Genomic DNA, 11,980 nt, shown 5'->3' with positions numbered 1-11,980 from the left:
CCGGCGGGTCGATCCCGGTGCTCTGCGCAACTAGCCCCGCGCCTCCGGTCGCAAAGGTACTCTCCGCGCCGACCGCCCCCGGCTAAAGTACCGGAGAAAGCCCCACCGGACGGAGGCGTTCCAGCGTCGTCTTGACCTCGAAGGCCATTTTCTTGCCCGCCACCCGACGGCGGTGCGTCATCTTCGCCAAGTTCAGCTTCGCCAGCTGCCAGGCCGCCACCCCCGTCGGCTCGGCGTGCAGGAAGTAATGCAGCACGACGCCGTCCAGCGACGGTTCGAGCCAGACCTCCATGGTGCCGGTCAGCGCGCCGGTGACCGTCCAGCGGATCCCCTTGTCGCCGCGGTCCTCGACCACCTGCAGCCGCAGGTCCGGCCACCAGCGCCGCCAGCTCGACGGATCGGCGACCGCCGCACCCACGCTCGCGCCGGAGGCGGCGACGAACGTCTCGTCGGCGATCTGGATGCTGTTCACCGCACCAGCTTCACATACCGATGCCCGGGTCTCCGCGAGAGGGCGGGCGTCGTGGGCGGCGACCCCGATTACGCTGGACAACGACAACCCGGGTGTCGGGAACGTCCCAGTCGAACGAGGTCATCAAGTGCGTGAGTACAGTGTGCCGGCCCATTTCACCGTCGGTGAGCACGACAGCGTCGCCGCCATGGTCTACGCACACGAGCGCGAAGACCCCGGCTACCCCATCTACCGGCGCCTGGTCGACGGCGCGTGGACCGATGTCACCTGCGCCGAGGCCGCAAGCCAAATCCGTTCCGCCGCATTGGGTTTGATCTCGATGGGGGCGCAGGCGGGCGACCGGGTGTCGATCTTCTCGGCCACCCGCTACGAGTGGGCGATCCTCGACCTGGCGATCCTGTCCGTGGGCGCGGTCACCGTGCCGATCTACGAGACGTCCTCGGCTGAGCAGGTGCGCTGGGTGCTGCAGGACTCCGAGGCGGTGCTCGCGTTCGCCGAGACCGACGCCCAAGCCGCCATGGTCACCGAACTGACCGCCGAGTTGCCGGCCCTGCGCCGCGTGCTGCACATCGACGGGTCCGGGCCCAAGGCGCTCGACCAGCTGATGGAAGCCGGGGCGACGGTCGACCCGGCGGAGCTGACCGGCCGGCTGGAGGCGCTGCGCGCCGAGCACCCCGCGACGCTGATCTACACGTCGGGCACCACCGGCCGGCCCAAGGGCTGCCAGCTCACCCATTCCAATCTGCTCTACGAGATCCGCGGGACCAAGGAGTGCCTGCCCACGCTGCTGGACGAGGGGCAGCGGCTGCTGGTTTTCCTGCCGCTGGCCCACGTGCTGGCCCGGGCGCTGACCCTGGGCGCCTTCGCCAACAAGGTGACGGTCGGGTTCACCAGCGACATCAAGAACCTGCTGCCGATCCTCGCGGTGTTCAAGCCGACGGTGGTGGTGTCGGTGCCGCGGGTGTTCGAGAAGGTCTACAACACCGCCGAGCAGAACGCCGCCAACGACGGCAAGGGGCGGATCTTCACGCTCGCCGCGCAGACCGCGGTGCAGTGGAGCCAGGCCTACGAGCACGGCAAGCCCGGGCCGCTGCTGCGCGCCCGGCACGCGCTCTTCGACCGGCTGGTCTACAAGAGGCTGCGCGCGGCGCTGGGCGGCGAGTGCCGGGCGTCGGTCTCCGGGGGCGCGCCGCTGGGCGCGCGGCTGGGCCACTTCTACCGCGGCGCCGGGGTCACCATCCACGAGGGCTACGGGCTGACCGAGACCAGCGCGGCGATCACGGTCAACCAGGTCGGCCACGTCCGGATCGGGACCGTCGGAACGCTGGTGCCGGGCAACAGCATTCGCATCGGCCAGGACGGCGAGCTGCTGCTGCGCGGCGGTGTGGTGTTCACCGGCTACTGGCACAACGAGCAGGCCACCGCCGAGGCGTTCTCCGACGGCTGCCCGGGGTCGGCCAGGGCGGTGCGCTGCTGGGGCGTCAGGGCGACGTATTGCGACTTGACGACGGCGATCTGCACCTGCAGTTGGCTCTGCTTGGCCTGCAGCGCCGCGCGGACCGCGGCGGCCTGCTCTGCGGCGGTCTTGGCGTCGGCGGCGGACTTGGCGGACTCCCGCTCGGCCTGGGCGGCCTGCTCGCCCGCCAACCGGAAGCTGGTCATCTGCTTGGACATCTGCGTGGCCATCACCCGCTGCACCGCCAGCTGGTCGATCAGCCCCTGGGGCGAGCCCGCGGTCAGGATGGCCTGCATCCCGTCGACGCTGCCACCCATGTAGGTCGCCGCCGCCAGCTTGTTGACCGAGCCCTGGAAGGAGGCCAGGCGAGCCTTCGCCGCGTCGGCGGCGGCCTGGTCGTCCGCGTGCCTCTGGTCGGCGGCGCGCTGGGCGGCCAGCTTTGCGCCCAGGTCGAGCTCCGCGCTGTGCATGGCCTCGGAGGTCTGCTCCGCCTGGCGGGACAGCGCGGTGAGCTTCGCGAGCGCGTCCTCGGCCGGGTCGCCCGTCGCGTGGGCGGCGAATACGGCGGAGAAGACGGTCAAGCCCGCCACCGTACCTACGAGGGAACGTGTCAGGGCACGCGCGATCGGGTACTTAGAAACGAGCGTCAAGATTTGCTTCCTCAAACGGCCGTTCGACGGGCGTAGCGTCGAGCTGGGTTTAGGTCTCAAACAGGTTACGAAACGATATCGGCCTTTGTCCAAAGCGGACGATTAAGAAATTGGATAGATTTCTGTCATTTCTCTGTGAAGGCGCTCAGCGTGGTTGGGGCATAACTTCATTGGGGCACAAGGCGATTAGGCTACACCGGAATCCAAATCGCGCCGAATCGGCACGAGGCGCAGTTTCGGCGCCAACCCCGCCTCGGCGAGCACTTCCAGCGCCGCGCGTTCGTCGTGCAGCAGCGTCTCCGGCACCCCGAGCAGCACGCTGATCACACAGTCGCGGCAGCCGGGGCCGCGCACCGCGCAGTCGTCGCAGTCGATCACCACCGGAGCGCTGCCCTCGGGGGCGTCAGGTGTCCTGCTTGGTCCCATGGCGATGGTTCCTCTCGGTGCGGTTCGGAGCGCGGCGGCGCCGGTGCCCACACGCTAACCGCGCACACCGACAACGTCCGCCGCCCGCGATCGGCGACCGGGGCGGCGCGACCCGGCGTGGGAACCCGCGGGTGTCGGTCGGCATCCCTAACGTCTCGGCCATGGGTGCAGGCGGCACGGCTCAGCTGAGTTTCGCCTATGCGGGTTCGCCCGCCGGCGAGGCCTTCGCGCCCGACGACGTCTCGCTGCGCGAAACCACCTTTGTGGTGGTCGATCTGGAGACCACCGGCGGTCGGACGAAGGGCGCCGACGGTGTGGTGCCCGACGCCATCACCGAGATCGGGGCGGTCAAGGTGCGCGGCGGGGCCGTCCTCGGCGAGTTCGCCACCCTGGTCGACCCCCGGCGCAACATCCCACCGCAGATCGTGCAGTTGACCGGCATCACCACGGCGATGGTCCGGGACGCGCCGACCATCGACGCGGTGCTGCCGATGTCGACGGCGTCGTCGGGGATCGCGCCGGCCGGCAGCGTGCGCGCGTGGCTCAGCATCACCTCGGCCAGCTCGCCGATCTCGGCCGCGGTCGGCACCTTCATCTGCAGCGCCACCGCGAACGCCGCGATCTGGGCCGGCTGGGCGTTGCCGGTCATGACCTGGTCCATCGCCCACGCCGCCTGACCCCGCTCCAGTTCCCGGCCGCCCATCAACCGCGCCAGGACCCGCGGCCACGAGTGGGCCGGGCCGGGGGCCCCGCCCACCGTCGACGCCTCAGACGACACAGCCACGCGCCGATGGTCCCACGCGGCCCAACCGGCTGAAAGCGACACCACAGAAGCGAATTGGCCACCCGGGTAGAGTTCGACAACTACAAAGCGTCATACTTGCGGATGTGACCAGCGCTGTAGGGACCTCGGGTACTGCGATCACGTCACGGGTGCATTCGCTGAATCGCCCGAACATGGTCAGTGTCGGCACCATAGTCTGGCTGTCTAGCGAGCTGATGTTCTTTGCTGGCCTGTTCGCGATGTATTTCACCGCGCGGGCGCAGTCCGGCGGGAAGTGGCCGCCGCCCCCGACCGAGCTGAACCTGTATCAGGCCGTCCCGGTGACTTTGGTGCTGATCGCGTCGTCGTTCACCTGCCAGATGGGCGTGTTCGCCGCCGAGCGCGGCGACGTCTTCGGCCTGCGCCGCTGGTACGTCATCACGTTCCTGATGGGCCTGTTCTTCGTCCTCGGCCAGGCCTACGAGTACTACCACCTGGCCACGCACGGGACGACGATCGCCGGGAGCGCGTACGGCAGCGTCTTCTACCTGGCCACCGGGTTTCACGGCCTGCACGTCACCGGCGGCCTGATCGCCTTCATCTTCCTGCTGGCCCGCACCGCGATGACGAAGTTCACCCCGGCGCAGGCGACGGCCAGCATCGTCGTCTCCTACTACTGGCATTTCGTCGACATCGTGTGGATCGCGCTGTTCACCGTGATCTATTTCATCCGTTGAGCCGGCGGCTCCGAATACGAGAAGGAACAGGAGTGCTGGGTTGAAGAAACTGGGATCCATCAGATCCGGTCGCAAGCCGGCCACGAGCAGCCCGCGCAACGACCGGTCGCGGCGGCGTCTGCGCCGCCGGCTGTCCGGTGGCCTGCTGCTGCTGATCGCGCTCACCGTCGCCGGTGGGCTGGCGGCCGTCCTGACACCCAGGCCGCAGGTGGCCGTCGCCGACGAGTCCGGCTCGGCGATGCTGCGCACCGGCAAGCAGCTGTTCGACACCTCGTGCGTGTCGTGCCACGGCGCCAACCTGCAGGGCGTGCCCGACCACGGACCCAGCCTGATCGGGGTCGGCGAGGAGGCGGTCTACTTCCAGGTGTCGACCGGCCGGATGCCCGCCATGCGCGGCGAGGCCCAGGCGCCCCGCAAGGAGCCGATCTTCGACGAGTCCCAGGTCGACGCCCTCGGCGCGTACGTGCAGGCCAACGGCGGCGGCCCGACCGTCGAGCGCAATCCCGACGGCAGCCTCGCGATGCGGTCGCTGCGCGGCGAGGACCTGGGCCGGGGCGGGGACCTGTTCCGCCTGAACTGCTCGTCGTGCCACAACTTCACCGGCAAGGGCGGCGCGCTGTCGTCCGGTAAGTACGCGCCGAACCTGGAGCCCGCCAACGAGCAGCAGATCCTCGCGGCGATGCGGACCGGCCCGCAGAGCATGCCGAAGTTCTCCGACCGGCAGCTGTCGCTGGAATCCAAGAAGGACATCATCGGCTACGTCAAGGCCGTCACCGAAGCGCGTCAACCGGGCGGCTACGGCCTCGGCGGATTGGGACCGGCACCCGAGGGCATGGCCGCCTGGATCATCGGGATGGTCGCCGCCATCGGGCTGGCACTGTGGATTGGGGCACGCGCATCATGAGCGACTCAGACACGGTTCGCGGCTCCGACACCGACAAGGGTGCCGGCGCATCCCACGAACCCGACCAGGCGGCGCTGGCCGCGATGTCGACCGACGAGCTCGTCGCGCTGGGCGGCCGGCTCGACGGGGTCGAGACCGTCGCCAAGCTCCCGCGCTGGCCGGTTGAGGGCACCCGGGCCGAGAAGCGCGCCGAGCGCTCGGTGGCGCGGTGGCTTTTGCTCGGCGGGTTCTTCGGGCTGGCGCTGCTGCTGATCTTCCTGTTCTGGCCGTGGGAGTACAAGCCCAAGGACGCGGCGGGCAGCTGGTTCTACACGCTGGCCACCCCGCTGTACGGGCTGACGTTCGGGCTGTCGATCCTGTCGATCGCGATCGGCACCATCCTGTTCCAGAAACGCTTCATCCCCGAAGAGATTTCGATTCAGGAGCGCCACGACGGCGCGTCCCGCGAGATCGACCGCAAGACCGTGGTGGCGAACCTGACCGACGCCCTCGACGGTTCCACGATCAGGCGGCGCAAGCTGATCGGGCTGTCGCTGGGCGTGGGCCTGGGCGCGTTCGGGCTGTCCACCTTGGTGGCGTTTGCCGGGGGGCTGATCAAGAACCCGTGGAAGCGGGTGGTGCCCACCGCAGACGGGATGAAGGCCGTGCTGTGGACGTCCGGCTGGACCCCGCGCTACAAGGGCGAGACGATCTACCTCGCGCGCGCCACCGGCTCGGCCACGAACTCGCCGTTCATCAAGATGCGCCCCGAGGACATCGACGCCGGCGGGATGGAGACGGTCTTCCCCTGGCGGGAGTCCGACGGTGACGGGACCACGCCGGAGTCGCAGGAAAAGCTCCGGGCGATCAACCAGGGTGTGCGAAACCCCGTGATGCTCATCCGGATCCGGCCCACCGACATGCCCCGCGTGGTCAAGCGGCAGGGCCAGGAGAGCTTCAACTTCGGTGAGCTGTTCGCCTACACCAAGGTCTGCTCGCACCTGGGCTGCCCCGCCTCGCTGTACGAGGAGCAGTCCTATCGAATCTTGTGCCCGTGTCACCAATCGCAGTTCGACGCGCTGCACTTCGCCAAGCCGATCTTCGGCCCGGCGGCCCGTGCGTTGGCACAACTTCCCATCACCATCGACACCAACGGGTATCTGGTCGCCAACGGCGACTTCGTCGAGCCCGTCGGACCGGCATTCTGGGAGCGCACGACATCATGAGTCCGAACCTGAGCCTGCCCAAGCCACCGCCGATCGGTGAAATCCTGGCCCGCCAGGGCGAGGACGTCGACACCCGCTACCACCCGTCGGCCGCGGTCCGCAGGCAGCTGAACAAGGTCTTCCCGACGCACTGGTCGTTCCTGCTCGGCGAGATCGCGATGTACAGCTTCATCGTGCTGCTGCTCACCGGCGTGTACCTGTCGCTGTTCTTCGACCCGTCCATGGCGGAGGTCACCTACAACGGCGTCTACCAACCGCTGCGCGGGGTCGACATGTCCAAGGCGTTCGCCTCCACCCTGGACATCTCGTTCGAGGTGCGCGGCGGCCTGTTCGTGCGGCAGGTCCACCACTGGGCCGCCCTGCTGTTCGCCGCGTCGATCATGGTCCACCTGGCGCGCATCTTCTTCACCGGCGCGTTCCGGCGGCCGCGTGAGGCCAACTGGGTGATCGGCTCGCTGCTGCTGATCCTGGCGATGTTCGAGGGCTTCTTCGGCTACTCGCTGCCCGACGACCTGCTCTCGGGCATCGGGATCCGGGCGTCCCTGTCCTCGATCACGCTGGGCATGCCGGTGATCGGCAGCTGGCTGCACTGGGCGCTGTTCGGCGGCGACTTCCCTTGCGGCGGCGTGGGATACGAATGCGCCAGCGCGGGCTACATCATCCCGCGCATGTACGCGCTGCACATCCTGCTGCTGCCGGGGATCATCCTGGCCCTCATCGGGCTGCACCTGGGCATGGTGTGGTTTCAGAAGCACACCCAGTTCCCCGGGCCGGGGCGCACCGAGCACAACGTGGTCGGCGTGCGGGTCATGCCGATCTTCGCGGTCAAGTCCGGCGCGTTCTTCGCGGCGATCGTCGGCGTGCTCGGCCTGATGGGCGGGCTGCTGCAGATCAACCCGATCTGGAACCTGGGCCCCTACAAGCCGTCCCACGTCTCGGCCGGCTCGCAGCCCGACTTCTACATGATGTGGAGGGCGTCACCGTCACGGTCTGGGTCTCCGTCGCTGTCGGGGTCTCGGTGGTGGGCGGGGGTGGCGGGGGCGGGGGCGGCGGCGGCTTGGTGGTGGTGATCTCGTCCTGCATCGGCGGCGTCGACGCGGTCGTGGCGGTGGTGGTGCCCGGGTTGGCGAGCTTGGTGGTGTCGGTGCGGGCCACCAGCAGCGACACCGAGACCACCAGGGCGATCGCGGCCACGATGGCGGCCACCCCGACCACCCACGGCCAGCGCGGGGCGCCGCGTTCCTCGTCGGGATCGGCCGACTCGTCGTACACGTCGTAGTCGTAGAGCCTGAGATCGGCCGGGACGTAGGGCCCGGTGACGAAATGCTCGGCCTCCGGGGCCGAGTACGCCCGCGAATAGGCGTCCGTCTGCCCGGTCTGGTCGGCCGCCGGGATTTCGGCGCTGTCGTCGAACGGTTCCAGGCCGTGCTCGGCCGCTGCGCCGTGCTCCGGTTCGGCGGTGGGCTCGCCGACGGGTTCGGAGTCTTCGGGATCCCATTCGGGGGGATTCGGCCCGCTCATCTTTGCCTGCCCTGTCCAACTGCCTCACCAGCGCGCGGGGCTTCGCGGCTACACCGTTGCGCGCGCGACTGGGAAATTCTCATGGTGCCTGGGCAAACCCTACCGAACCGTGTCGGCAATGAAGCGCCGGCGAAGGCCCGCGGAGCAACTGGTGGCCGGATTGTGACCTTCGACGCGCGCGTCAGTGCTTTTCGGGCCCGATGTAGTACTCGAAGACCAGCCCGCCGGCCGAGGCCAGGACGAACACGACGCCGGCGGCGATCAGCCACGGCAGCCACAGCGCGATGCCCACCGCGGCCACCGAGGCCGACAGGGCGACGAGGATCGGCCACCAGCTGTGCGGACTGAAGAAGCCCAACTCCCCTGCGCCGTCGCTGATCTCGGCACCCTCGTAGTCCTCGGGCCGGGTGTCGATGCGGCGCGCGACGAACCGGAAGAAGGTGCCCACGATCAACGCCAGGCCGGCGGTCAGCGCCAGTGCGGTGGTGCCGGCCCACTCCTCGCCGCCGGTGGCGAACAGGGCGGTCAGCACCCCGTAAAGCACCGCCGCGAAGACGAAGAACGCCGCGACGAATTCGAAGAGCCTGGCTTCAATGTGCATTGGAAGTCCTCACCTAGTGCCTACTACTGGCTCTGGGTCAATTCGCCGCGGCGGGTGTCGAACGGGTGGGTGGTCACCGCCAGCGGCGGCTGGGCGATGGCCTGCAGCGCCTCTGCGTTGGTCTTGCCATTCATCCGCTGCTGCAAGTAGGCCTTGAAGTCGTTGGGCGGCACGGCCCGGACCTCGAAGTTCATCATCGAGTGGTAGGTGCCGCAGAACTCGGCGCAGTGCCCGACGAACGCGCCCGGCCGGTTGATCTCGTCGACCTGGAAGACGTTGACGGAGTTGTTCGCCTCGGCGTCGGGGATCACGTCGCGCTTGAACAGGAATTCCGGCACCCAGAAATTGTGCACGACGTCGGCGGACTCCAGCCGGAACTGGATCCGCTTGCCGGTGGGCAGCACCAACACCGGGATCTCGGTCTGCGTGCCGAGCGTCTCGATCTTGTCGTAGTACAGGTAGCTGCGGTCGGAGGTGTTGCGGCCGCGGACCGCACCCACCCGCTCCTCGCCGTGGGCGTCCTTGCCCTCAGGCTTGGACACCATGGCCGCTTTGCGGGCGGGGTCGGCGCCGTCGTAGCTGATCGTGCCGTCCTTGAAGTGGACCTGCTCGTAGCCGAACTTCCAGTTCCACTGGAAGGCCGTCACGTCGATGGTGACCTCGGGGTCCTTGTCGAGGTGCAACATCTTCTCCTGCACCACCACGGTGAAGTAGAAGAGCACCGAGATGATGAGGAACGGCGTCACCGTCAGCACGAGTTCGAGCGGCATGTTGTAGCCGAACTGCCTGGGCAGCTCCGTGTCGGTCGCCTTCTTGCGGTGGAAGGCGGACGTCCAGAACATCAGCCCCCACACGACGACGCCGACGACGAGCGAGGCGATCACCGCGCCGATCCACAGTTCCCGGTTCCAGTGGGCCTGCGGGGTGACGCCCTTCGGCCAGCCCATGCCGAGCACTTCCGACCAGCTGCATCCGCTCAGGGTCAGCGCCAGCAGGCCCAGCGTCCCGGCCAGCGCCAGGGGCCGCAGACGACGGGCCAGACGACGGTTGCCCTGCGACATACGTTGCGAACGGACCTGCTCGCGAGGTGTCACGTTGGCGCCTCCTGCTCGGACATCGAATACTACGCAGCGTAGACCACGCCGTTGAGCCGGGCGACGAAACCCCGGCCCGGCGGGCCCACGCGCGCCGCCCAAGTGCGGCATACTGGGGCGCCGTGTGTGGTCTGCTGGCTTTCGTCGCGGCACCGGCCGGCGGCGACCCGGCCGGAACCGACGACACCGCCGGGGCCGCGGATGCCGTAGCCCGGGCGTCGCACCTGATGCGCCACCGCGGCCCCGACGAGCCGGGCACGTGGACCGACCCCGGCGCGGGCGGGGCCGCGGAAAGCGTGGTGTTCGGCTTCAACCGGCTGTCCATCATCGACATCGCGCACTCGCACCAGCCGTTGCGCTGGGGGCCGCCGGAGGCGCCGGACCGGTACGTGCTGGTGTTCAACGGCGAGATCTACAACTACCTCGAGCTGCGCGACGAGCTGGCCGCCGAGCACGGCGCCGTCTTCGCCACCGAGGGTGACGGCGAAACGATCGTCGCCGGCTACCACCACTGGGGCACCGGGGTGCTCACGCGGCTGCGCGGCATGTTCGCGTTCGCGCTGTGGGACACCGTTGCACGCGAATTATTCTGTGCGCGTGACCCTTTCGGCATCAAGCCGCTGTTCATGGCCACCGGCACCGGCGGGACCGCGGTGGCCAGCGAGAAGAAGTGCCTGCTGGACATCGCCGGGCTGGTCGGATTCGACACCGGCATCGATGACCGTGCCGTGCAGCACTACACCGTCCTGCAGTACGTGCCGGAGCCCGAGACGCTGCACCGCGGCGTGCGCCGGCTGGAATCGGGCAGCTACGCCCGCATCCGGCCCGGACGGCCGCCGGAGGTCACCCGCTACTTCGTGCCGCGCTTCGCCGCCACGCCGATCACCCGCGACACCGAACAGGCCCGCTACGACGAGATCACCGCGGTGCTCGAGGATTCGGTGGCCAAGCACATGCGCGCCGACGTCACGGTCGGGGCGTTCCTGTCCGGCGGCATCGACTCCACGGCCATCGCGGCGCTGGCCATCCGGCACAACCCCCGGCTGATCACGTTCACCACCGGCTTCGAGCGGGAGGGCTTCTCCGAGATCGACGTGGCGGTGGCATCGGCGGAGGCCATCGGGGCCCGCCACATCGCCAAGGTGGTCCACCCCGACGAGTTCGTCGCCGCGCTGCCCGAGATCGTCTGGTACCTCGACGAACCCGTCGCCGACCCCGCGCTCGTGCCGTTGTTCTTCGTCGCCCGCGAGGCCCGCAAGCATGTCAAGGTGGTGCTGTCCGGCGAGGGCGCCGACGAGCTGTTCGGCGGCTACACCATCTACCGGGAACCCTTGTCGCTGAAGCCCTTTGACTACCTTCCGCGTCCGGTACGCCGGTCGATGGGCAAGGTGTCCAAGCCGCTGCCGGAGGGCCTGCGCGGCAAGAGCCTGCTGCACCGCGGGTCGCTGACGCTCGAGGAGCGCTACTACGGCAACGCCCGCAGCTTCTCCGACGCCCAGCTGCGCGATGTGCTGCCCGGGTTCCGCGACGACTGGACGCACACCGACGTGACGGCGTCGATCTACGCCGAGTCGGCCGGCTGGGATCCGGTGGCCCGCATGCAGCACGTCGACCTGTTCACCTGGTTGCGCGGCGACATCCTGGTCAAGGCCGACAAGATGACGATGGCCAACTCGCTGGAACTGCGGGTGCCGTTCCTGGACCCCGAGGTGTTCGCGGTGGCCTCGCGGCTGCCCGTGGACGCCAAGATCACCCGGACCACCACGAAATACGCCCTGCGTCGCGCGCTGGAACCCATCGTTCCCGCGCATGTGCTGCACCGGCCCAAGCTGGGGTTCCCCGTTCCCATCCGGCACTGGCTGCGCGCCGGCGAGCTGCTGGAGTGGGCCTACGGCCTGGTGGCGTCCTCGCAGGCCGGTCACCTGGTGGACCTGGACACCGTGCGCCGCATGCTCGACGAGCACCGCAACGGGGTCAGCGACCACAGCCGCCGGCTCTGGACGGTGCTCATCTTCATGCTCTGGCACGCGATCTTCGTCGAGGGCAGCGTGGTGCCGCAGATCAGCGAGCCCGTGTACCCCGTGCAGCTCTAGGGTTTACCGCGAGCAGACGCAGAATCGCACGCGGAGAGCTCGCGCAGTGCGATTCTGC

General features: G+C 68.9%; 8 protein-coding genes and 6 pseudogenes. 7 read left to right on the top strand and 7 right to left on the bottom strand.

Going from position 1 to position 11,980, the window contains the following annotated elements; translation table 11 throughout:
• Positions 1 to 82: 82 nt before the first annotated feature.
• Positions 83 to 472 carry a polyketide cyclase / dehydrase and lipid transport gene (locus BN971_RS01720; protein ID WP_085178763.1) on the bottom strand — a complete coding sequence of 130 codons (390 nt, stop codon included), beginning with the start codon at positions 470 to 472 and terminating at the stop codon, positions 83 to 85.
• A 127-nt stretch (positions 473 to 599) separates the two neighbouring features.
• Here BN971_RS01720 and BN971_RS01715 point away from each other — a divergent pair.
• Positions 600 to 1,916: pseudogene (locus tag BN971_RS01715) on the top strand (AMP-dependent synthetase/ligase); the annotation flags it as partial.
• Here the strand turns inward: BN971_RS01715 and BN971_RS25495 are convergent.
• Positions 1,889 to 2,578 (bottom strand): annotated as a pseudogene (locus BN971_RS25495) (peptidoglycan hydrolase RipC); the annotation flags it as partial. The pseudogenes BN971_RS01715 and BN971_RS25495 sit on opposite strands and share 28 nt — an antisense overlap.
• A 186-nt stretch (positions 2,579 to 2,764) precedes the next feature.
• Positions 2,765 to 3,004: a hypothetical protein gene (locus BN971_RS01705; protein WP_245836440.1), complete on the bottom strand. Its 240-nt coding sequence runs from the start codon at positions 3,002 to 3,004 to the stop codon at positions 2,765 to 2,767.
• Positions 3,005 to 3,165: 161 nt separating this feature from the next.
• Here BN971_RS01705 and BN971_RS25490 point away from each other — a divergent pair.
• A pseudogene (locus BN971_RS25490) lies at positions 3,166 to 3,498 on the top strand (exonuclease domain-containing protein); the annotation flags it as partial.
• Here the strand turns inward: BN971_RS25490 and BN971_RS26535 are convergent.
• A pseudogene (locus BN971_RS26535) lies at positions 3,444 to 3,788 on the bottom strand (anthranilate phosphoribosyltransferase); the annotation flags it as partial. The pseudogenes BN971_RS25490 and BN971_RS26535 sit on opposite strands and share 55 nt — an antisense overlap.
• 104 nt (positions 3,789 to 3,892) lie before the next feature.
• On the opposite strand from BN971_RS26535, the gene ctaE reads away from it, so the two are divergent.
• The 4 genes and pseudogenes from ctaE to qcrB form a co-directional block, all read left to right on the top strand.
• On the top strand, positions 3,893 to 4,504 hold the full coding sequence (ctaE, locus tag BN971_RS01695) for an aa3-type cytochrome oxidase subunit III (RefSeq protein ID WP_085178770.1): 612 nt from the start codon (positions 3,893 to 3,895) through the stop codon (positions 4,502 to 4,504).
• A 40-nt stretch (positions 4,505 to 4,544) separates the two neighbouring features.
• On the top strand, positions 4,545 to 5,408 hold the full coding sequence (gene qcrC / locus BN971_RS01690) for a cytochrome bc1 complex diheme cytochrome c subunit (RefSeq protein WP_372511984.1): 864 nt from the start codon (positions 4,545 to 4,547) through the stop codon (positions 5,406 to 5,408).
• On the top strand, positions 5,405 to 6,613 hold the full coding sequence (qcrA, locus tag BN971_RS01685) for a cytochrome bc1 complex Rieske iron-sulfur subunit (protein ID WP_085178776.1): 1,209 nt from the start codon (positions 5,405 to 5,407) through the stop codon (positions 6,611 to 6,613). The genes qcrC and qcrA overlap by 4 nt, the downstream gene beginning before the upstream one ends.
• Positions 6,610 to 7,614, top strand: a pseudogene (gene qcrB / locus BN971_RS01680) (cytochrome bc1 complex cytochrome b subunit); the annotation flags it as partial. The gene qcrA and the pseudogene qcrB, both read left to right, overlap by 4 nt.
• On the opposite strand, the pseudogene BN971_RS25480 reads toward qcrB, so the two are convergent.
• From BN971_RS25480 to ctaC, 3 genes and pseudogenes are all read right to left on the bottom strand, one after another.
• Positions 7,586 to 8,134, bottom strand: a pseudogene (locus tag BN971_RS25480) (MmpS family transport accessory protein); the annotation flags it as partial. The pseudogenes qcrB and BN971_RS25480 overlap by 29 nt on opposite strands.
• 181 nt (positions 8,135 to 8,315) lie before the next feature.
• The gene (locus BN971_RS01670; RefSeq protein ID WP_085182290.1) at positions 8,316 to 8,735 is read right to left on the bottom strand and encodes a cytochrome c oxidase subunit 4; all 420 of its coding nucleotides are present in this window, start codon (positions 8,733 to 8,735) and stop codon (positions 8,316 to 8,318) included.
• A gap of 23 nt (positions 8,736 to 8,758) precedes the next feature.
• Positions 8,759 to 9,829 carry an aa3-type cytochrome oxidase subunit II gene (gene ctaC, locus BN971_RS01665; protein ID WP_085182289.1) on the bottom strand — a complete coding sequence of 357 codons (1,071 nt, stop codon included), beginning with the start codon at positions 9,827 to 9,829 and terminating at the stop codon, positions 8,759 to 8,761.
• A gap of 122 nt (positions 9,830 to 9,951) precedes the next feature.
• Here ctaC and asnB point away from each other — a divergent pair, with 122 nt between their 5' ends.
• Positions 9,952 to 11,922, top strand: a complete 1,971-nt coding sequence (gene asnB, locus BN971_RS01660; RefSeq protein WP_085182288.1) for an asparagine synthase (glutamine-hydrolyzing) — start codon at positions 9,952 to 9,954, stop codon at positions 11,920 to 11,922.
• The last annotated feature ends 58 nt before the right edge of the window (positions 11,923 to 11,980 follow it).

The organism is Mycobacterium bohemicum DSM 44277 (assembly GCF_001053185.1).
Taxonomy (GTDB): Bacteria; Actinomycetota; Actinomycetes; order Mycobacteriales; family Mycobacteriaceae; genus Mycobacterium; species Mycobacterium bohemicum.
The sequence above is the reverse complement of the archived record's forward strand: the minus strand, read 5'-3'. Positions and strand labels throughout refer to the sequence as shown.